Origin of the sequence: Candidatus Thiothrix putei (assembly GCA_029972225.1) — a bacterium.
In the GTDB taxonomy this organism is placed as follows: Bacteria; Pseudomonadota; Gammaproteobacteria; order Thiotrichales; family Thiotrichaceae; genus Thiothrix; species Thiothrix putei.
Map to the genome: position 1 here is coordinate 1495322 of CP124756.1, position 20861 is coordinate 1516182.

At 52.0% G+C, this 20861-nt stretch carries 24 protein-coding genes; 10 read left to right on the forward strand and 14 right to left on the reverse strand.

The genetic code is table 11. From position 1 onward, the window contains the following. Window positions 1-7 precede the first annotated feature (7 nt). Both QJT81_07730 and QJT81_07735 read left to right on the forward strand, forming a co-directional pair. Entirely contained in the window at window positions 8-427 is a 420-nt protein-coding gene (locus tag QJT81_07730; GenBank protein ID WGZ95861.1) for an element excision factor XisH family protein, read from the forward strand. Beyond that, entirely contained in the window at window positions 412-750 is a 339-nt protein-coding gene (locus QJT81_07735; protein WGZ95862.1) for a XisI protein, read from the forward strand. The genes QJT81_07730 and QJT81_07735 overlap by 16 nt, the downstream gene beginning before the upstream one ends. On the opposite strand, the gene QJT81_07740 is transcribed toward QJT81_07735, so the two are convergent. From QJT81_07740 to QJT81_07775, 8 genes are all read right to left on the reverse strand, one after another. Then, window positions 747-1223 (reverse strand): DUF3368 domain-containing protein, encoded by a 477-nt coding sequence (locus tag QJT81_07740; protein ID WGZ95863.1) that lies wholly within the window; start codon window positions 1221-1223, stop codon window positions 747-749. The genes QJT81_07735 and QJT81_07740 overlap by 4 nt on opposite strands. Continuing rightward, entirely contained in the window at window positions 1223-1477 is a 255-nt protein-coding gene (locus QJT81_07745) for a UPF0175 family protein (protein ID WGZ95864.1), read from the reverse strand. The genes QJT81_07740 and QJT81_07745 overlap by 1 nt, the downstream gene beginning before the upstream one ends. A gap of 32 nt (window positions 1478-1509) precedes the next feature. After that, the gene (locus QJT81_07750) at window positions 1510-1983 is read right to left on the reverse strand and encodes a hypothetical protein (GenBank protein ID WGZ95865.1); all 474 of its coding nucleotides are present in this window, start codon (window positions 1981-1983) and stop codon (window positions 1510-1512) included. Between the two features lie 129 nt (window positions 1984-2112). Then, window positions 2113-4938: a valine--tRNA ligase gene (locus QJT81_07755; GenBank protein ID WGZ95866.1), complete on the reverse strand. Its 2826-nt coding sequence runs from the start codon at window positions 4936-4938 to the stop codon at window positions 2113-2115. A gap of 49 nt (window positions 4939-4987) precedes the next feature. Then, window positions 4988-5329, reverse strand: coding sequence for a hypothetical protein (locus QJT81_07760; GenBank protein WGZ95867.1), 342 nt, complete (start codon window positions 5327-5329; stop codon window positions 4988-4990). Between the two features lie 15 nt (window positions 5330-5344). Continuing rightward, window positions 5345-5773: a DNA polymerase III subunit chi gene (locus QJT81_07765; protein ID WGZ95868.1), complete on the reverse strand. Its 429-nt coding sequence runs from the start codon at window positions 5771-5773 to the stop codon at window positions 5345-5347. After that, entirely contained in the window at window positions 5770-7257 is a 1488-nt protein-coding gene (locus QJT81_07770) for a leucyl aminopeptidase (protein WGZ95869.1), read from the reverse strand. The genes QJT81_07765 and QJT81_07770 overlap by 4 nt, the downstream gene beginning before the upstream one ends. A 56-nt stretch (window positions 7258-7313) precedes the next feature. Beyond that, entirely contained in the window at window positions 7314-8111 is a 798-nt protein-coding gene (locus QJT81_07775) for a class I SAM-dependent methyltransferase (protein WGZ95870.1), read from the reverse strand. A 30-nt stretch (window positions 8112-8141) separates the two neighbouring features. On the opposite strand from QJT81_07775, the gene QJT81_07780 reads away from it, so the two are divergent. The 4 genes from QJT81_07780 to QJT81_07795 all read left to right on the forward strand — a co-directional run bounded on the left by QJT81_07780 (window position 8142) and on the right by QJT81_07795 (window position 11397). After that, the gene (locus QJT81_07780; protein ID WGZ95871.1) at window positions 8142-8525 is read left to right on the forward strand and encodes a YchJ family protein; all 384 of its coding nucleotides are present in this window, start codon (window positions 8142-8144) and stop codon (window positions 8523-8525) included. Between the two features lie 80 nt (window positions 8526-8605). Then, window positions 8606-8857 (forward strand): ferrous iron transport protein A, encoded by a 252-nt coding sequence (locus QJT81_07785; GenBank protein ID WGZ95872.1) that lies wholly within the window; start codon window positions 8606-8608, stop codon window positions 8855-8857. Continuing rightward, window positions 8850-11177, forward strand: coding sequence for a Fe(2+) transporter permease subunit FeoB (gene feoB / locus QJT81_07790; GenBank protein ID WGZ95873.1), 2328 nt, complete (start codon window positions 8850-8852; stop codon window positions 11175-11177). Before QJT81_07785 ends, feoB begins: the two co-directional genes overlap by 8 nt. After that, window positions 11134-11397 (forward strand): FeoC-like transcriptional regulator, encoded by a 264-nt coding sequence (locus QJT81_07795; GenBank protein ID WGZ95874.1) that lies wholly within the window; start codon window positions 11134-11136, stop codon window positions 11395-11397. The genes feoB and QJT81_07795 overlap by 44 nt, the downstream gene beginning before the upstream one ends. 6 nt (window positions 11398-11403) lie before the next feature. Here QJT81_07795 and QJT81_07800 read toward each other — a convergent pair whose 3' ends face one another. The 6 genes from QJT81_07800 to QJT81_07825 form a co-directional block, all read right to left on the reverse strand. Beyond that, window positions 11404-12075, reverse strand: a complete 672-nt coding sequence (locus tag QJT81_07800; GenBank protein WGZ95875.1) for a phosphoglycolate phosphatase — start codon at window positions 12073-12075, stop codon at window positions 11404-11406. A 75-nt stretch (window positions 12076-12150) separates the two neighbouring features. Further along, window positions 12151-12849 (reverse strand): ribulose-phosphate 3-epimerase, encoded by a 699-nt coding sequence (rpe, locus tag QJT81_07805; GenBank protein ID WGZ95876.1) that lies wholly within the window; start codon window positions 12847-12849, stop codon window positions 12151-12153. Between the two features lie 95 nt (window positions 12850-12944). Next, window positions 12945-13562: an outer membrane beta-barrel protein gene (locus QJT81_07810; protein ID WGZ95877.1), complete on the reverse strand. Its 618-nt coding sequence runs from the start codon at window positions 13560-13562 to the stop codon at window positions 12945-12947. 15 nt (window positions 13563-13577) lie between these two features. After that, entirely contained in the window at window positions 13578-14276 is a 699-nt protein-coding gene (locus QJT81_07815) for an autotransporter outer membrane beta-barrel domain-containing protein (protein WGZ95878.1), read from the reverse strand. A gap of 41 nt (window positions 14277-14317) precedes the next feature. Beyond that, the gene (locus QJT81_07820) at window positions 14318-14941 is read right to left on the reverse strand and encodes an outer membrane beta-barrel protein (GenBank protein ID WGZ95879.1); all 624 of its coding nucleotides are present in this window, start codon (window positions 14939-14941) and stop codon (window positions 14318-14320) included. A 105-nt stretch (window positions 14942-15046) separates the two neighbouring features. After that, window positions 15047-15844, reverse strand: a complete 798-nt coding sequence (locus QJT81_07825) for an outer membrane protein assembly factor BamD (protein WGZ95880.1) — start codon at window positions 15842-15844, stop codon at window positions 15047-15049. A 63-nt stretch (window positions 15845-15907) separates the two neighbouring features. Between QJT81_07825 and rluD the strand changes: the two genes are divergently transcribed. The 4 genes from rluD to eno all read left to right on the forward strand — a co-directional run bounded on the left by rluD (window position 15908) and on the right by eno (window position 20789). Then, window positions 15908-16867 (forward strand): 23S rRNA pseudouridine(1911/1915/1917) synthase RluD, encoded by a 960-nt coding sequence (gene rluD, locus QJT81_07830; protein ID WGZ95881.1) that lies wholly within the window; start codon window positions 15908-15910, stop codon window positions 16865-16867. Between the two features lie 132 nt (window positions 16868-16999). Continuing rightward, entirely contained in the window at window positions 17000-18658 is a 1659-nt protein-coding gene (locus QJT81_07835; GenBank protein WGZ95882.1) for a CTP synthase, read from the forward strand. Beyond that, window positions 18655-19488, forward strand: a complete 834-nt coding sequence (gene kdsA, locus QJT81_07840) for a 3-deoxy-8-phosphooctulonate synthase (protein ID WGZ95883.1) — start codon at window positions 18655-18657, stop codon at window positions 19486-19488. Before QJT81_07835 ends, kdsA begins: the two co-directional genes overlap by 4 nt. 20 nt (window positions 19489-19508) lie before the next feature. Next, window positions 19509-20789 carry a phosphopyruvate hydratase gene (gene eno, locus QJT81_07845; GenBank protein WGZ95884.1) on the forward strand — a complete coding sequence of 427 codons (1281 nt, stop codon included), beginning with the start codon at window positions 19509-19511 and terminating at the stop codon, window positions 20787-20789. Window positions 20790-20861: the final 72 nt, after the last annotated feature.

Sequence of the window (20861 nt, forward strand, 5' to 3'; positions counted from 1 at the left end):
GATAGTCATGCCCCGCTTGGATATTTACCACGAAACGGTCAAACATGCCTTGGTCAAGGATGGCTGGACGATCACGCATGACCCATACAAACTGACCATTGGCAAAAAACGCCTGTTTGCTGATCTTGGCGCGGAAATGCTCCTCAGTGCAGAAAAAGGTACGCGCCGGATTGTGGTTGAAATCAAGAGCTTTACGGGTGTATCCGATGTTAACGATTTGGAACAGGCTATTGGTCAATACGTCCTGTACAAACAAATCATGCTGCAAACCGAGCCTGATCGGGAATTGTTTCTGGCTGTTACCACAAAAGTAGCGAATACCATTTTCTCTGTTGAAATCGGTCAGATATTACTAGATGGCAATATTGTTAAGGTTCTGGTGTTTGATCCTGAAAACGAGGTCATTACGCAATGGCTACCGAATTGAATTACCCTGAAATCATCAAGAAAATCCTGCTGGAATACCTCAAGTACGATTCCGCAGATGATGTCATCAAATCCAGTGTTAGTTTTGATGATGAGCACGGCAATTACGTTTTATTGCAAGCGGGTTGGCGTGGGGATGACTATTTGCAAGGTGCGGTTATTCATGTCCAGTTGATTGATAGCAAGGTTTGGGTTCAGTACGACGGCACAGAATATGGGGTTGCCAATGAGTTGGTGGATGCGGGAATCCCTACTGCGGATATTGTTTTAGGATTCAGGCATCCTTCTGTAAGGCAATACACAGGATTTGCTGTGGTGGTCTAGTCTTCGCCCGCTAACTCCAACGCATGTTTCACTACCCGATCACTCAAATACACACCGGAAAGCTGGATAGCTGCAACGTGTGGCTTGATGGCTGGAATCAAGCCCCTTTCTTTTGCGCGTAGCAAAATACCAACGCTGCCAATAGTGCTTATCCCGTTCAGATTGGCAACTTTCTTTGCACGTTGATCATCGACCAGAAATCTATCGGCGTGTAAGTAGCGGTAAAGTGCCATTGCGTGCAGTTCGCCACGTCCCAACCCATTGATCGAAAAGATATAAGACGAAAGATCAATGTCGATGGTTTTATCGGCGAGGTATGCAGCCAAACGGCTGGCATGTGGTTTACCGGGAAATGTGCATTCCTCAAACACAGGGAGTGGAACACGGATTTCCTGAAAAAGCACGTCCAATAAGTGCAACATATCGCATTCAGCGAGCGCGACCAGCGCGGATGAGTCGGCAATAATCAGCATCAGGCAATTTTCCGCAAGTCTTCGAGTTCTGCATCCAGTTCTTCCGGTGAGAAATCCACCAGTGGAATATTGCGTTTCTGGCATTCAGCGATGAAGGTAAAACGATCAACCCCCGCAAACTCGGATGCAGCACCAGCGGACATGCTGCCTGACTGGAACATGACTAGCGCGGCATACAACTTGATGCGCTTGCCGAACTCAATAGGAGACTGGTCGATCAAGTATTGTTCAGGTATATCTAACGTTATTTGCATACTAGCGCACCTTGTTTAATTTAAATATTCGGCTACCAATCATTATCCTCTATGTTTTGTACCGCATCAGATATTTCTCTTGATGAATAGTTAGCCATTAATGATGTTAAATAAGCATCTAAAACGGTGTCTCTATCATAACCTTGTTCAATTTTTCTTTTTATATCTGATTTTGTTTCTTCATAAATTTGTCTGGCATATTCCTCTTGTGGTGTCGGTATTCCTTCCATTTCTCTTAGCTTTTTTAGAGTTTTGTTACTCTTAAATTGACTTGGCTCATTTGGGCCGTAGATATAAATATTGTCAAAGTCTATGCCAGAAATTCTTTTGGATAGCCGATCAATTAGATCTCCTACTGTGGCATCTTCTTTCTGAAGTTTTCCAAACGAAATCCAACGACAGACTTTATCTGATCTGACTCGTCGACCATTGTTTTCAAATCGTATGTCTGTTCCGTAAGGTAACTCTTGTCGTGTTACGATTTCTTGAATGATGTCTTGCAACATACGGGGCTGAGAGCGAGGACGTGTTTTAAGCATATTTTAGAACCCACCGTTTAAAATAAAGTATGGCACTTATTTTAAACGGTGGGGTAATAATGTCAATAGTTGTAGTTATGCCTAGCAAAAATAAACTTACAACGCCCGTATCTTCTCCAACTGCCCCACCAACTGCCCCAACGCAGCCCGCTGTTCATCCGCCTGCTTGCGCGTCTGTTCCAGCACTGCTGCTGGCGCTTTGTCTGCAAACGCCGGATTATTCAGCCGACCTTCCAGCCCGCCAAGGTTCTTTTGCAGCTTCTCGATTTCCTTGCTCAGACGCGCAATTTCTGCGTCCTTGTCGATCAGCCCCGCCAGCGGGATGAGGATTTGCATCTCGCCCACCAGCGCAGTAGCCGATTCCGGCGCATCTGCACCGGCTTCTAGCCAGGTCACATTGCCGACTTTCGCCAGCGTCCGCGCAAACGCTTCGCTGGTGGTGAACAGTACCTTGTCGGTGTCGCTCCAGTTTTGCAGCAGCACGTCCAGCACTTGCCCCGGCTTGATGTCCATCTCGGAGCGGATGCGGCGGATGCCCATGATGAAGGCTTTCACCCATTCGATTTCCGCCAGTGCTGCCTGATCAATCAGCGCAGTGTCGGCGACGGGGTAGGGTTGCAGCATGATGGAATCGCCGGACACGCCCGCCAAGCCTTTGATGTTCTGCCAAATTTCTTCGGTAATGAACGGCATAATCGGGTGCATCAGGCGCAACGCCACTTCCAGTACGCGCACCAAGGTACGGCGCGTGCCGCGTTTGGCGGCTTGGTTGTCGTTGGCTTTGCCCAAAATCGGCTTGGTCAGCTCCAGATACCAGTCGCAATATTCGTGCCAGGCAAATTCGTACATCGCTTTGGCGGCAAGGTCGAAGCGGTAGTTGTCGATGTGGTCAGCGACTTCCGCCTCAGTCTGTTGCAGCAAGGAAATGATCCAGCGATCCGCCGCCGACAATTCCACCGGCAAAGCGTCATCCAGCCCAGTGTCCTGCTCTTCGCACTGCATCAGCACATACCGCGCCGCGTTCCACAGCTTGTTGCAGAAATTACGGTAGCCTTCCAGTCGTTGCATGTCGAAACGGATGTCGCGCCCAGCGGTGGCGAACGAGGCAAAGGTCATGCGCAGCGCATCCGTGCCGTGCGGGGTAATGCCGTCGGGGAATTGCTTGCGGGTGGCTTTGTCGATTTTCGCGGCGAGTTGCGGTTGCATCATGCCGCTGGTGCGCTTGGCTACCAGTGCTTCGAGGTCGATGCCGTCGATAATGTCGAGCGGGTCAAGCACGTTGCCCTTGGATTTGGACATTTTCTGCCCGTCAGCATCCTTCACCAGCCCGTGGATGTACACGTCGCGGAACGGCACGTCGCCCATGAATTTCTTGCCGAACATGATCATCCGCGCCACCCAGAAGAAGATGATGTCGAAGCCGGTCATCAGCATCTGGGTCGGGTAGAAGGCTTTCAGGGCTTCGTCGTCCACATTCGGCCAGCCGAGCGTAGAAAACGGCCACAGCGCGGAGGAGAACCACGTATCCAACACGTCCTCATCCTGACGCAATGCGAGGTCGGCAGGCAGGTTGTATTTGCTGCGCACCTCATCTTCGGAACGCGCCACGTAGACATTGCCCGCCTCGTCATACCAGGCCGGAATGCGATGTCCCCACCACAGTTGACGCGAAATGCACCAGTCGTCGAGGTTGTTCATCCAGTGGTTGTAAGTGTTCACCCAGTTGCCCGGAATGAAGCGCACTTCGCCGCTCGCCACCACGTCAATCGCGGGTTGCGCAATCGCGGTTTTGCCGCCGGGTCGCCCGTCGTCCAGCGTTTCACGGGTCAAATCCACGTACCACTGATCGGTCAGGTACGGTTCAATCACCGTGCCAGAACGGTCGCCACGCGGCACCATCAGCTTGTGGTCTTCGATTTTGTCCAGCAAGCCGAGCGCGTCCATGTCCGCCACGATTTGCTTACGCGCCGCAAAGCGTTCCAGCCCTTGATACTTTTCCGGCGAAACCTCGTTGATGCAGGCATCAATGGTGAAAATATTGATCAGCGGCAGGTTGTGACGCTTGCCCACCTGATAGTCGTTGAAATCGTGCGCGGGGGTAATTTTTACACAACCCGTGCCTTTTTCTGGGTCAGCGTAATCGTCGCCCACCACCGGAATCAAGCGTCCTACCAACGGCAGCACCACGTTTTTGCCAATCAAATGCTGGTAACGTTCGTCTTTCGGGTTTACTGCCACGGCGGAGTCACCCAGCATGGTTTCCGGGCGCGTGGTCGCAACAATCAGGAATTCGTCAGTGGCATTGCCCGCCGCATCCGCCAGCGGGTAGCGGAAGTGCCACATATTGCCGTTTTCTTCTTCGGACACGACTTCAAGGTCGGAAACAGCGGTGTGCAGCACGGTATCCCAGTTCACCAAGCGTTTGCCGCGATAGATCAAGCCTTCTTCATGCAGGCGCACGAACACTTCACGCACGGCTTCCGACAAGCCTTCGTCCATCGTAAAGCGTTCGCGTGACCAGTCAGGGGTTGTGCCTAAACGGCGCAATTGGCGGTTGATGGTGTCGCCGGATTGCCCTTTCCACTCCCAGACTTTTTCGAGGAACTTCTCACGCCCCAGATCGTGGCGGGTCACACCTTGCGCAAGCAATTGGCGTTCGACCACCATTTGCGTGGCGATGCCTGCGTGGTCAGTGCCGGGTTGGTAGAGGGTTTTGTCGCCCTTCATGCGGTGGTAGCGGATCAGGGTGTCGATCACCATCTGGTTGAAACCGTGCCCCATGTGCAGCGTGCCGGTGACGTTCGGCGGCGGGATCATGATGCAATACGGCTTGCCTTCGCCTTTCGGGGCGAAATAGCCGCTTTGTTCCCAGTGCTGATACCAGCGTTGTTCGATGTCTTGAGGTTGGTAGGTCTTGTCCATGTGCCGCTGCTTTTTTGAAGTCGGAAAAGAGCGGCATTATAGCGGGTTTTTACGGCGGCAACATCCCGGAGAGTTCGCGGATGAGGTCGTCGCGGGCTTTATCAATGTGTTTTTCTACCGAAGGGTCAATGCGGGAGCCGTGGGTTGGCGTCGCTGCTTGTTGATTGCCTTCTGAGCGGATGGCGTGCGCCCGTGCTAGACCGGAATATTCGTCTTGTCCGGTGGCGGATTTGAGTTCGTCGATGCGTTCTTTGAGGCGTTGCTCAAATACCTGACGGCGTTGCTGGCGGGCGTAAGGGTTTTTTACTTGCTCGACAATGGCGGCGTCGCCTGCGCGTACCAGATCAGTAACGACGGGAATACGAATGGTTTTATCGAAGTCTTCGCGCATCATTATTCCGAGTTATTAAATCTTAAGTTGATGGTAATCCAGATTATAGCCCCGGTCACGGTAAAACTGGTAGCGTTTACGACCAGCGTGTAGTACGGGTTCTTCCTGATCTAAAATTTCGGCTAATCGCTCAAAACGTGAGAAAAATGCTGGTATTTCATTGGAAAGGTTGATAAGCAATCCACAATTTTCCATCGGCTCATGGTCATGACCGATCAAAATGCGCATATTTTGCTCTTTCGTCGGTGCAAGTGCATGGGGAATGAAGGCAAGTTCGTTAAATGTCCACAGTAATTCATCCAGTTTGCTACTGGTAGTCGGCGCATCGGTGTGGATGTAGGTGTGCAATTGTTGTTGGTGCGCTTTCATCACCACCTTGCAGGCGAGTAATAAACGTGCCTGCAAGGTGTTAGTTTTTCCAACGTAAAAATCTATCTTGGTCATGCGTTGGCGCGATTAATCAGCAATTGGCACAGCAACGGCACAGGGCGACCCGTTGCGCCTTTGGCTGCACCGCTTTTCCATGCTGTCCCTGCAATGTCGAGATGCGCCCATGGGTAACTTTCGGTGAAACGTGACAGGAAACAGGCTGCGGTGATTGTGCCGCCTGGTGGCCCGCCGATATTGGCGAGATCGGCAAAGTTGCTTTTGAGTTGGTCGTGGTATTTTTCACCCATCGGCAAGCGCCAAGCTTCGTCATTGGCTTGTTTGCCCGCTGCGAGCACTTCTTCAGCAAGTGCGTCGTTATTGCTTAATAAACCGCAGATGTGATGCCCCAATGCCGTGATACATGCGCCGGTTAGGGTGGCAATATCAACCACGGCAACGGGGTTAAAGCGTTCCACATACGTCAGTGCATCGCACAGCACCAAGCGACCTTCCGCGTCGGTGTTGAGAATCTCAATGGTTTTGCCTGACATGCTGGTTACGATGTCACCGGGTTTGCTGGCTTTGCTACCGGGCATGTTTTCGGCGGCGGCAATCACGCCAATGATGTTCATGGGCAATTGCATGGCGATACAGGCGGTTAATGTGCCGATTACACTGGCAGCACCGGTCATGTCGAATTTCATTTCATCCATCGCATTGCCGGGTTTGAGCGAAATACCGCCGGTGTCGAAAGTGATACCTTTGCCGACCAGTACGAATGGTGCATCACCCGAATTACCACCGTGGTATTGCAGGATGATCATTTTGCCGTCTTCTACACTGCCTTTGGATACTGATAGGAAGGAACCCATGCCAAGGGCTTCCATGTCGGCTTCTTCGAGCACGTTAATGTCGACTTTGTTGGAGGAGTTAGCCAATTCCTGTGCAATATCAGCGAGGTATGTGGGGGTGCACACATTGCCGGGGTTATTGGCGAGGTCACGGCTGATGCACATCCCTTCGGCGATGGCGTTGCCTTGCAACAGCGCAGTGGTGAATTCACCGGCAATCGTGTGCGCGACTGTCCAACCTTCTAACGTGGTGCGCGGGGCATCGTCTTTTTTGCTTTTGTAAGTATCGAAGGTGTATAGCGAGTCAGCAACCGCGATGACGGATTGGCGCACAGCGGCTTCAATGTATTCGCTGGCGATTTCGTCGGTTAGAAAGGAGACGGCATTATGAACTTTGGAATTTTTGAGCAGGTTGACAGCGGCTTGTGTCATTTGGGTTAAGGCTTCCGGCGTGAGTTTGTCTTTTTCGCCCATGCCGATGAGCAGCACCCGTTTGGCGGTGACGCCGGGCAGGTTGTAAAGCATACTGGTGCGGTTTTTATCGCCGGTAAAGTCGCCGAAATCCAAGTGTTGGCTGATCGCACCCGCGCTGGCAGCATCAATTTGCGCCGCCGCCGCCGAGAGTTTGGCGTGTTTATAAACACCTACCACGACGCAATCGGTGTGCAGTTCGGCGGCATTGGCGGAAGAATCAAAATGGTAGTTCATGCGTTATCCTTGTCATGGTGTTGCCTTTCATCGCAGTTTACACGACGTCTCCCAAATCACAATAAAGCGCGGGTATTGAGCGGTTTGCGCAACACATCGAAACGGGCAGGGTTAGCAAAGCGTGCACCGTCTGCACCTACGTGCGCGTTAAAACGGGCTTTGACGGTTTGGTACAGCGCATCATCCAATTGATGGTTGGTGTGAGTGACTTGAATAATGCGTTGATCGAATTCGTTGAAATCGGCGAAACGCGATTCGGTGTTGCAGAAAATTTGTTCCACCAGTTCCAACGTACCGCCAGTGACGGCATCACTCACGGCTTGGAAGGCGAGTTCGCGCACCACTTTTTCGTCATGGAACAGGCGTAAAATCTCATTGAAATCGCCCGCATACACGGGTTCGGAAATCCATGCCATGCCACCTGGCTTGAGCACACGGGCAATTTCTTGCAGGGATTGCGCCATTAGCGTGGGGGGAACGTGGTGAAGCGATTTGAACATGAATACCAGGTCAATGCTGTTGTCGGGTGCGTCAATGGCTTGTGCGCCGCCTGCCTTGAATTCGATATTGTGTATCCCTTCGACTTCGCTCAGGTAGCGTTGCTGTGCAAGGTTATGGGCGTGTTGGATTTGGTCGACCTCGGTGGCAATGATACGTGCCGTGGGGAAGCGTTCGGCAATGCGGCGTGTCATTTGGGCTTTGCCGCAACCGAGTTCCAGCACCCTGGCATTTTCCAGTGGCAGGTGTTGGGCGATTAAGTCGAGTTCGTTGCAATAGGTGGTAGCAGTCGGATTCTGGATTTGCATGGGCATGATAGGGTAACGTAAGGTTGATTCAAAAGCGTATTGTGGCATACACCCCGCTGACAACAAACAGGAGCAACGATGAATAACTGCCCGTGTGGTTTAGAACAAACCTATAACCAATGTTGCCGTCAGTATCATGATGGCAAAACCGCACCCACGGCGGAAGCGTTAATGCGTTCGCGTTACAGTGCGTATGTGCTGCGCAATGGCGCGTATTTACACCGCAGTTGGCACAGCAGCACTCGCCCGAACAAAAAAGGTTTGCTGCAATTACCGGCGACGGATTGGTTAGGGTTGGAAATCGTGCGCACCACGCAGGGCGGGGAACAGGATAACAGCGGCACGGTGGAGTTCATTGCCCGCTACCGTGAAGGGGAGCAAACCGGCTCGTTGCATGAAACAAGCCGGTTTGTGAAGGAGGGTGGGAAGTGGTTTTACGTGGATGGGCTGGCTCCTCCATGAAAGGTTTGATGTTGGCTATTGAGTATTAGCTGTATGTGATATAAATTTGAGAATCATTTTCATATTTAGGTAGTCACAGCATGAGCTTAGCCCATACCTTGCCGCTTTCGCAGCTTGCGGAACAGACATCCGCGCATATTCATTCGGTTCAGACTGACAATCAGACGCGTATTCGTTTGTTGGGGATGGGGATTGGTACGGGGTCTCGCATTGAGATTTTACGCAACCGTAAAGGGGATATGGTACTAGGCAACGGTAATAATCGTATTAGTTTAGGGCGTAGCATTACCCATAATATTCGCGTGCATGTAGAGGGTTCCTGTCATGCCTAAAGAATGTTGCAATGCACACGAAGCACGCTGCCCAAGATCAATGCTGCATCGCAAAATTGCGTTATTAGGCAATCCGAATGCAGGCAAAACCACGCTATTCAATCTATTGACAGGGGCACGTCAGCGCACGGGTAACTGGCCCGGCGTGACGGTTGAACGCAAAGAAGGCCAATGCCGTTTGCAGAATGAAGACCTGCAAGTGGTGGATTTGCCCGGTACGTACTCGCTGGATTTCAGCGATACCACGGCGGATGAACAAGTCGCCCGCGAATTTGTGCAGCATAACCCCGATTACCTGTACCTCAATATTGTGGATGCCAGTACATTAGAACGTGGCCTGTACCTGACTTTGCAGATGCGCGAATTGAACGTGCCGATGATCGTGTTGCTGAACATGATGGATGTGGCAGAACGGCGCGGCATGAAAATTGACCCGCAAGCCTTGCACGTGCGTTTGGGTTGCCCGGTAATTCCGGTATCCTTGCGGCAGGATAAAGACTTGCATCCTATCCACCATGCTATTTGCCATTACCTGCCTAGCACTTCCAGTGTGCATTTTGAAATTCCTTACCACAGTAGTGTGGAAAACGTTCTGCAAGTCTTGCAGGATCAGCAGCCAGAACACGATCGGGTGAGCGCCTTACTTGCCTTGCAAACCCAAAAGACCGATAGCACGATTCAGACGCTAACCCAGCAACTTGAAGCGGATACCCACGAAGATCTCGACTTTTTGCTGGCGGATGCGCGGTTTGATCTGGCGACGCGGATTGCATGCGATGTGGTGCATGAACGCGGTAAAATCAGCCGCACCCTGTCCGACAAGGTGGATCGCTGGGTATTGGGCAGTTGGACAGGCATCCCGATTTTTTTGGCGATGATGTATTTGTTGTTCCTGTTCAGCATTAACTTGGGCGGGGCATTCATCGACTTTTTCGACCTTGGGGTACAAACCTTGGCAGTGGATGGGGTGCGGCATGTCCTCAGCAATATGAATACGCCGGAATGGTTGATTACCTTGCTTGCCGATGGGTTGGGTGGTGGTTTGCAAGTGGTGGCAACGTTTATCCCGATTATTGCGGCATTGTATTTGTTCCTGACCTTATTGGAAGAGTCGGGTTATATGGCGCGGGCAGCGTTTGTCATGGATCAGTTTATGCGCAAGCTGGGTGTATCCGGCAAGGCGTTTGTGCCGCTGATTGTGGGGTTCGGTTGTAATGTTCCGGCGATCATGGCGACCCGTACCTTGGATAGCCAACGGGAACGAATTTTAACGGTGTTAATGGCTCCCTTTATGTCCTGTGGGGCGCGATTGGCTGTTTATGCGTTGTTTGCGGCGGCTTTTTTCCAGAGTGGCGGGCAAAATATTGTATTTCTGCTGTATGTGGTGGGGATTGCGTTTGCTATTTTGACGGGTGTGATCATGCGTAAAACCCTGCTGCAAGGCGGGGCTGACCATTTTGTGATGGAAATGCCGACCTATCAGCTTCCCGGCTTGCGCAATATTCTGATTAATACTTGGAACAAGCTGAAAGGCTTTATTGTCGGTGCTGGTAAGCTGATCGTCATGGTGGTCATGGTGATCAACGTGGTCAATAGCTTGGGTACGGATGGCAGTTTTGGTAATCAGAACACTGAAAAATCGGTTTTGAGTGCAGCGGCGAAAACCGTCACACCAGTGTTTGCCCCGATGGGGATTACGCAGGATAACTGGCCAGCTACGGTTGGTATTGTCAGTGGTTTGCTGGCGAAGGAAGTGGTGGTTGGTACGCTGGATTCGTTGTATGGGCAGATGGGTGAGGGAGAATCGCTTGCGGGGCAAGCGCCTACAGGGGATGAACCCACCGCGTTTGATTTGGGTGCGGGGTTGTTGGAAGCAGTGGCGACTATTCCTGCCAATGTGGGGGATGCGCTGGGTAATCTGGGTGATCCGCTGGGCTTTGGTGCTGTTGGTGAGGAGCAGGATGTTAGCAACGCTACATTTACAGCCATGCAGCAGCATTTTGATGGCAAGGTGGGGGCTTTTGCTTACTTGTTATTTATTTTGATGTATTTCCCGTGTGTCGCGGCAACGGGGGCGATGTACCGTGAAGTGGGTTCGCGCTGGGCTGCATTGGGCGTGGCGTGGAGCACGGGGCTGGGGTATGGCGCGGCGGTGGTATTTTACCAGGTAGCAACACTTGGGCAGCATCCGTTGCAATCGTTGCTGTGGGTAGGGGCTATTTCGGGTGCGTTTGCGGTGGCAGTGTACACGTTTTATCGGGCAGGGAGGAATGCTTATGTTGCTGGGGGAAATCCGCGACTACCTGCAACAGCGGGGTAGTGCCAGTTTACAAGATGTAGCGACACATTTTGATATAGCACCGGATACGGCACAATTTGCACTCGGCTATTGGCAAAAGAAAGGGAAAGTGCTGGAACAAGCAGCAGGGTGCGCTTCTGGTGGATGCGGCGGTAACAATTGCGGTAGTAGTGGGGGCGGTCGGGTGTACACGTGGGCGAAGCGGGAAATCCCGCTCCGCTGGGTATCTCGCCCCGCTTAGGAGCAGCTAAGGGGTAATCAGTGTAGCGAGTTCTGTCATGGAATCAATGACGGCATCCGGGTGATAGTGGCGAATATCTTCGCCGTGATTGTAGCCGTAAGTCATGCAAATAATCTTGAAACCCGCCGCCCGTGCTGCTTTTACATCAGACTTGGAGTCGCCGATCATTACCGAATCTTCCGGCTTCACACCCAGTTTTTCGGCGGCGTGTAACAAGGGCATTGGGTGCGGCTTCTTTTCCGGCAAAGAATCACCGCTGACAATAATTTCAAAGCGATCAACAATACCCAAATCGGTCAGCAAGGGCAGGGTAAATTGCTCCGCTTTATTGGTGACGCAGCCAATTTTCAAACCGGGACAGCTTTTCAGGAAGTCTAGCCCTTCCAGTACGCCATCGTACAAACGGCTGCGCTTTGAGGTATTTTCCGCGTACAGTTCCATGAAAATCGGCATGGCACGCGCAAACAATTCCGCATCGGGATAGCCATCGAGGTCATTGGTTAAGGCGCGTTCGGTCAAACGTTGCACACCATTGCCGACCCACTGGCGCACGGCCGCTTCACCGCGTACTGGCATATCCAGTTGTTTCATCATTTCATCGACGCAAAACGTCAGGTCGGGAACGCTGTCAACCAGCGTCCCGTCCACGTCGATCAATACCATTTTAGGCTTAAACATAATCAGTCCTTGATGTCGGGCTGAAGCCCGACCTACAGAAAATGTGTAGGTCGGACTTTAGTCCGACAATTCATTTTAGATTTTTGCCGCTGCCAATTCCTTGCGGAATTCAGCCAGAACAGTGTTGTAATGGTTCGGGTCAGCTTTGTTGGCAACGTTGAAAATCGCAGAACCCGCAACGAACGCATCCGCACCCGCTTCCTTGATTTCGCGGATATTGCCCGGTTTAACGCCGCCGTCAATTTCCAGACGAATATCCAGACCGGAATCGTCGATCATTTTACGTGCCTGACGCAATTTACCCAGTGTAGCGGGGATGAAGCTCTGACCGCCAAAGCCAGGGTTGACCGACATCAGCAGGATCATGTCCACCTTGTCCATCACGTATTCCAGAATGGACAGCGGTGTTGCTGGGTTGAATACCAAACCTGCTTTGCAGCCTTCGTTGCGGATCAGTTGCAGGGTGCGGTCAACGTGTTCGGACGCTTCCGGGTGGAAGGTGATGTAAGACGCGCCCGCTTTGGCAAAGTCAGGGATGATGCGGTCAACCGGCTTAACCATCAAATGCACATCAATCGGTGCAGTTACGCCGTGCTTGCGCAAAGCCTCACACACCAAGGGGCCAATGGTCAGGTTGGGAACATAATGGTTATCCATTACGTCGAAATGCACAATGTCCGCACCGGAGGCTAAGACGTTAACGACTTCTTCACCCAGACGGGCAAAGTCAGCAGACAGGATGGATGGTGCAATGAAATCAGCTTGACGTGCCATAACTATTCTCCTCAAAACGTGGCGATCAAAAGGCAAAAGTGCAGCCACTTTACCGGAAAGGCTGTGCTAATACAGCCCTTCCGAGGGAGATAGGTTCAGAGGGTGGAATAGCTCATGCCGAGGGAATACACGTCAGCATCAGTTTCGTAAGCGGAGTCAGCGCCGATGTTAGAAATATGTTCCCATTCACCGCGTAAGTGCAGGTTGCTGTTCATTTGGAACTGCGCTCCACCGCCGAGTAAGATGCTCGTGCCGCTTTCATCAAAGTGGGATGTGTTAGTGCCAGAGGTTTTGCTGGTTTTGCTATCCCAAGCCATTGCACCTGCTTTCCCGAATGCCTCAATTTGCGAGGTTAGTGGTACATAGCCGACACCGGCAATGGCAGTGCCGGTTGTACTGCTTTCGAGCTTGGCGGTGCTGCCGCCTGTTGTGCCTTCCATGCTGCGGTCGCCCAAATCGTAATAACTGAGTTCTGCACCTAACATCGGGTTCAATCGTGCGCCACCAAAGGCTTTCCACGTAAAATCTTGGTCATTGCATTGCCCTGAAAAAAAAGGTTCGTTGCAGGTATCGCTTTGTTTGGTGCTGCCAGCGCTAGCACCTGCGTACAGTTTGGGGCCATTAGTGAAACCACTTCCCATCATCATGACATCTTCTGCTGAGGCATGACTACTGACCGCAATGAGCAGGCACAAAATCAGTTGGTTCTTCATGTTACTGCCCTGTGCCTAGAAGGTGGAAAAGACCGCGCCAATGCTGAGCATTCCCGCATCTGCTTCGTACTCGCTATCTTCCGCAGTACCAAGGAGGTGTTCATATTCACCGCGTATCGCGAAGTTGGGGTTAATTTGCACTTGTGCACCCGTACCTAATAACATGCCCACACCACTGTTGCGGGTATTCAAGTCGTCATCGGGGTTTTCAGGCACTGCACGGCTGCCTTTTTGCTTCCAGTAAGCAGCACCGACTTTACCTAATAATTCAGTACGCGGCATTACCGGTACATGAGCAACGCCTGCTATGTATTTTGCAGATAATTCGCTGCGTAACTCACTGTCAAAGCCACCAGGTGCAGGCCTACCGACGTGCCCTTTGGCTGTACTTTCGCCTAAATCAATATGACCAATTTCTGCGCCCAAGGTTGGGAGTGATTTGGTTGGGATAGTGCCCGTCGGTGTTCTGACAAAGCCATTGTTCAGTGGTGTGGCACGTAGACCTGTGAATACTTTGTAACCTGTGTCGCTGTCTTCACAATCAGTCGTGGCACTGTCAGCGACACAGGCTCCCTCATGATTGCTAATGCCGCCACTCACACCACCATACAGTGAGATGTTCGATGGAATGCCATAACCTTCTAGACCGCCAGCCGATACGGTATTTGCCAATAGCGTGAAGCCTGCTAATGAGCAGGAAATAAACGTTTTCATACAAAGCCCCTTTCTGTATGTTCCCTCAAGCGGGAATGTTGTTATAAAGATGAAAAAATAAACCCAAGGCTCATCATGTCGATGTCACCTGAATGGTCAGCCGTGCTGCCCACGTCTTTAAAGCGTTCCCACTCGGCACGTACACCCATATTGTCGCCAAGGTTATAATCGGCACCGACACCGACTAATACATCCGTGCCGGTATTTTCTGTTGTGCCGCTACTGTCCGTTTTTTCTAGTGTCCAACGGGCAATACCGGCTTTACCAAAGATTTCAATTTGCTCATTCATGGGGATACCGGCGACGGCGGCGGTTGTGAAAGCGGTCGCTTGTTGGCTAATGTCACCGCTCGTGTGGCTACCGGTTTGTTTGCCAAAGTCAACATAGCCGCCTTCCACCACGATATTGTCGTTCACACGCACTCCGGCGAAGGCTTTCCAGCTTTTATCGCTGTTATCACAAGCGCTGGCGCCATCACAAAAACCATCCGTCGTGGTGGAACCCATGCTCGCGCCAAGGTAATTGGGTGCTTTGGCATTAGCGGTTGCGCCAATGGGTGACATCGGTTTGATTTTGGAAAACGGTGAGCTGGTTTCTGCCATGACTGCGCCGCTAAGTACACTGAATAGGCATACGGCAAGTACAGAAGTCTTGGAAGTCGTCATGTGTGTAGCCCCGGTTATTATTATTTTGCTGGATAGCTTTTATCACGACTTTAAATAACTGGCAGGGATCCTGCCAGTATTAACCGATAAACGGGCGAAGGGGGATTAACGCAATGCTGCTTTGAGTGCTGCTGCGCGTTCGGGGAAGTTCAATTCTAGGACGCGCAAGTTGTCAGCAGCCAAATCGGGTTTGCCGAGATTGTGTGCTGCTTTGACTTTGATTTCCAACGCATCCACCACCACTGGTGAGCCTTGGTAATGTTTCACGGCGTATTCGGCACGGTTAAAAGCTGCCAACCATGCACCGCGTGTCATGTAATATTCGGCTACATTTAACTCAGACTGTGCCAAGCTGTTACGCAAATGTTGGATACGTTCTTTAGCATCAGGTGCGTATTTGCTGTCGGGATGACGGGTCAACAGGTGAGAAAAGTCTTGGAAGGACTCTTTCTGACGCACTGTATCCAAATCGGCAATGCTACGTGGGAATAGCTTATCCACGATGCTATGCCCACGGTTAAAGTTAACCAAACCGCGTAGGTAGATCGCATAATCCGCGTCTTCGCTGGTCGGGTTCATCCGTAAGAAACGGTCAATCGCATCCAGCGCGGAATCTGGCTCATCGAATTTGTAATACGCATACGCGGTTTCCAATTGCGCTTGTTGGGCAAATCGCCCTAAAGGATAGCGAGCTTCGAGGGATTCGTAGAGGCCAATAGCGCGTTCGTAATCGCCCGCATTCATCGCTTCCCGTGCGGTTGTGTAAATTTTATTGGCTGACCAGCCTTCGGTTAGGTCTTTTTCCGTCTGGGAAAAGATGGAACAGCCGCTGAAACCAGCAGAAATTGCCAGTATGCCCGCCAGATACACACTGGCTTTGAGTCTTTTTGTGCTTATCGACATTTGCTTAACAACACATGATGATAGAATGAGTTTGCAAGTATAGCCTATTCAACCGGATTAAGAATGTCTCTAAACCAACAGATCGTCAGCAGAGTCCCACTCAATATGGAAGGTCAGCGCCTGGATCAGGCTGTTGCCAACCTGTACCCGCAATATTCCCGCAGCCAGATTCAGAAGTGGATCAAGGCGGGATGCGTGTTAGTGGATGATAAAATCCTCAAACCTAAGGAACGCTTAATCGGCGGTGAGGAATTAACCCTAAATGCGGTACATGAGCCGCAAACCGAATTTGAGCCGGAAGATATTCCGCTCAATATTATCTACGAAGATGACGCGATCATCATTATTAACAAACCGGTTGGGCTGGTTGTCCACCCCGGTGCTGGCAACTGGTCTGGCACTTTGGTCAACGGTTTGTTGCACCATGACCGCTCGCTGGAAATATTACCGCGAGCGGGGATTGTGCACCGCCTCGACAAAGATACCACGGGCTTAATGGTCGTCGCTAAAACCTTGGACGCGCACAGCAAACTGGTCGAGCAGTTGCAAGAACGCGATGTTAGCCGCGAATACCTCGCACTGGTATCCGCGCAAGTGGTTGCCGGTGCAACGGTTGAAGGCAATATCGGGCGACATCACATCGACCGCAAGCGCCAAGCTGTCCACGATGGTGGTAAAGAAGCGATTACCCATTACCGCGTGGAAGAGCGTTTCCCGCACCACACATTATTGCGAGTGTCGCTGGAAACGGGGCGTACCCACCAAATCCGCGTGCATCTGAGCTGGAAGCATATGCCGATTGTGGGCGACCAGACTTACGGCGGGCGTCCACGTGTGCCTGCGGGAGTGAATGAGGCATTGCGCACAGCGATTCAAACCTTCCCGCGTCAGGCGTTGCACGCGACCCGCTTGGGGCTGACGCATCCGGCTACGGGCGAAGCGATGGCGTGGGAAGTGCCTGTGCCGGAGGATATGGCGGATCTGTTGGCATTATTTCGTGCATCGATGGTTGTTGTGCCATAATCCTTACAGTTTCTTCAGTAAATAGGGATTTATCGCCATCGAATGGCGCATTTCTTGCCTTAGCAAAACCCATCCATCTATGGTAGGATGCGCCCGCATAATTGTGACTCACACGGATGCGTATTTCCCCCTATGGCTCGATATATTTTCATCACTGGCGGCGTGGTTTCCTCTTTAGGGAAAGGCATTGCTGCCGCCTCACTCGGTGCAATCCTCGAAGCGCGTGGCCTCAAAGTTACCATGCTGAAACTGGATCCCTACATCAACGTCGACCCCGGCACGATGAGTCCGTTCCAACACGGCGAAGTCTTCGTCACGGAAGATGGCGCGGAAACCGACCTCGATCTGGGGCATTACGAGCGTTTTGTCGGCTTCAAAGCCAGCAAGCTCAACAATTTCACCACCGGGCGCATTTACCAAACCGTGATCAGCAAGGAACGGCGCGGCGAATACCTCGGCGCAACCGTGCAAGTGATTCCGCACATTACCGACGAAATCAAACGTTGCGTGCGTGCGGGTGCGGGTGATGCCGACATTGCGATGGTCGAAATCGGCGGCACGGTCGGCGACATCGAAGCCATGCCATTCATGGAGGCCATCCGCCAAATGGGTGTGGAAGAGGGCAGAAGTAATGCCTTGTTCATTCACCTGACCCTGTTGCCTTACGTTGCGGCGGCTGGCGAGTTAAAAACCAAGCCAACCCAGCACTCGGTTAAAGAATTGCGTTCTATCGGCATCCAGCCCGATATTCTACTGTGCCGTAGTGAACGCCCGTTCCCAGCAAATGAACGCAGAAAGATTGCCCTGTTTACCAATGTGGAAGAACGCGCCGTCATTTCTGCGGTCGATTTAGACAATATCTACAAAATCCCCCTGTGGCTGCACGCGCAAAAGCTGGATCGTATCGTTGCCGAAAAATTTGGGTTAACCAATTTGCCAGAGGCTGACCTTTCCGACTGGAAAAACGTGGTCAGCTCAATGGAATTTCCCGAAGCGGAAATTACCGTGGCGATGGTCGGCAAATACGTCGATTTGACCGAATCCTACAAATCCCTGAACGAAGCGCTGACCCACGCGGGCATCCAAACGCATACCAAGGTCAAGATTCATTACCTTGATTCCGAGCGTCTCGAATCCGATGACGAGCAAGCCTTTGAAGTGTTAGATGCAGCCGATGCGATTCTCGTCCCCGGTGGTTTTGGTAATCGTGGCGTGGAAGGTAAAATCCGTGCCGTGCAATACGCCCGTGAAAACAAAGTACCTTACCTCGGCATTTGTTTAGGAATGCAGGTCGCGGTGATCGAATTCTCACGCCATTGCGCGGGTTTAGCGGGGGCGCACAGCACCGAATTTGCACCCGATTCACCGCATCCGGTCATCGGTCTGATTACCGAATGGCAAGCGGAAGACGGCACGATTGAAAAACGCTCTCACGATTCCGATCTGGGCGGCACGATGCGCCTTGGTGGTCAGCCGTGCGTGTTGCAAGAAGGCTCGTTGGCACGCACCACTTACGGCGCGGCGCAAATCGTCGAACGCCATCGCCACCGTTACGAATTCAACAACCATTACCGCGAGACGCTGGCAAAGCACGGGCTGATTTTGTCCGGCACTTCCATTGACGGCAACTTGATTGAAATGGTCGAATTGCAAGACCATCCGTGGTTTTTGGCTTGCCAGTTCCACCCGGAATTTACTTCGCGTCCGCGTCAGGGGCATCCGCTGTTTAGTGGCTTTGTCAGCGCGGCACGCCGTTATCACGAAACCAAAACGAGCAGCAAACGATCATGAAACTGTGTGGATTTGACGTAGGGCTGGATCAGCCGTTTTTCCTGATTTCGGGGCCATGTGCTATCGAAACCGAAAAGCTGGCACTGGAAACCGCCAGCAAGCTGAAGGACATGACCACCCGTTTGGGCATTCCCTTCATCTACAAATCGTCGTTCGACAAAGCCAACCGTTCGTCGCACAACAGCGCACGCGGTGTGGGCTTGGAAGCGGGTTTGCGGATTCTGGAGCGCGTCAAAACCGAGATCGGTGTACCGGTGTTGACGGATGTCCACGAAGATACGCCGATGGATGAAGTCGCGAGCGTGGTGGATGTGTTGCAAACGCCAGCGTTCTTGTGCCGCCAGACCAATTTTATCCAAATGGTGGCGCGGACGGGCAAGCCGGTGAACATCAAAAAAGGGCAGTTCCTCGCGCCGTGGGACATGGGTAATGTGGTTGAAAAAGCGCGTGCTACTGGCAATCAACAGATTATGGTATGCGAACGCGGTTACAGTTTTGGCTACAACAACCTCGTGTCGGATATGCGCAGTCTGGCGATTATGCGCGATACGCAATGCCCGGTGGTGTTTGATGCGACGCATTCGGTGCAATTACCGGGTGGGCAGGGCAGTTGTTCCGGTGGGCAACGCGAACACGTCCCCGTGTTAGCGCGAGCGGCGGTGGCGGTCGGCATTGCGGGCTTGTTCATGGAATCGCACCCCGACCCCGCCAATGCTCTGAGCGATGGCCCGAATTCCTGGCCGATGGATCGCATGGAGGAATTACTGATCACGCTGGTCGAGTTGGATCGCGTCATCAAGGCACAAAAATTGCTAGAAAATACTTTGTAAGTTTATTGGGAAATAAAGATATGTCTGAAATTAAATCAGTAAGGGCGCGTGAAATCGTCGATTCCCGTGGCAACCCAACGGTAGAAGCCGATGTTATCCTCAGCAATGGCGTGATGGGGCGTGCGGCTGTGCCATCCGGTGCATCCACCGGTTCGCGTGAAGCGATTGAATTGCGCGACGGTGGTGCACGTTACATGGGCAAAGGCGTGCAAACCGCCGTTGCCAACGTCAACGGCGAAATCGCCAAAGCCGTTGCGGGCATGGATGTCACCGATCAAGGCGGCATCGATCGTGCGATGATCGCGCTGGATGGCACTGACAACAAAGACCGTTTGGGTGCAAACGCGCTGCTGGCAGTGTCAATGGCAACCGCACACGCGGCGGCTAACGACCAAGGCTTGCCACTGTACCAATACCTCGGCAAAGCGGATTCCTACAAACTGCCCGTGCCGATGATGAACATCATCAACGGCGGCGCACACGCTGACAATAGCGTGGATATGCAGGAATTCATGATCCTGCCCGTGGGCGCTACCAGCATGGCGGAAGCGGTACGTTACGGTGCAGAAGTGTTCCATAACCTCAAATCCGTACTGAAAAAGCGTGGCATGAACACGGCGGTGGGCGACGAAGGCGGTTTTGCCCCTGACCTGTCCTCCAACGAACAGGCGATTGAAGTCATTCTGGAAGCGATTGACAAAGCCGGTTTCAAAGCAGGTCAGGACATTTGGTTGGGTCTGGACGTTGCCAGCTCTGAGTTCTACAAAAACGGTAAATACGATCTGGAATCCGAAGGCAAGCAATTCAGCGCCGAAGAATTCACCGCTTACCTCGAAAACTGGGTCAACCAATACCCGATTCTGACCATTGAAGATGCGATGGCGGAAGGCGATTGGGCTGGTTGGGCGCATTTCACCAATGTGCTGGGCAAGCGTGTGCAGATCGTTGGGGATGACTTGTTTGTGACCAATACCAAGATCCTGCAAGAAGGCATCGACAAGGGGATTGCGAACTCTATCCTGATTAAAGTTAATCAGATTGGTACGCTGACCGAAACCTTGGAAGCGATTGGTATGGCGCATAAAGCGGGTTACACGGCGGTGGTTTCACACCGTTCGGGCGAAACCGAAGACACCACGATTGCAGACATTGCCGTGGCGACTAATGCTTGCCAGATCAAGACGGGTTCGTTGTCGCGTTCTGACCGGATTGCGAAGTATAACCAGTTGCTGCGTATTGCGGAGCAGTTGGGTAGCAAGGGTACTTATGCGGGAAAATCAGCGTTTAAGCAATTGAGCTAATTTTAGTCGCTGAATGTCTGAGCTGAAAAAGCCTCCAGTCTAGTGATAGTCTGGAGGCTTTTTTATTAGGCT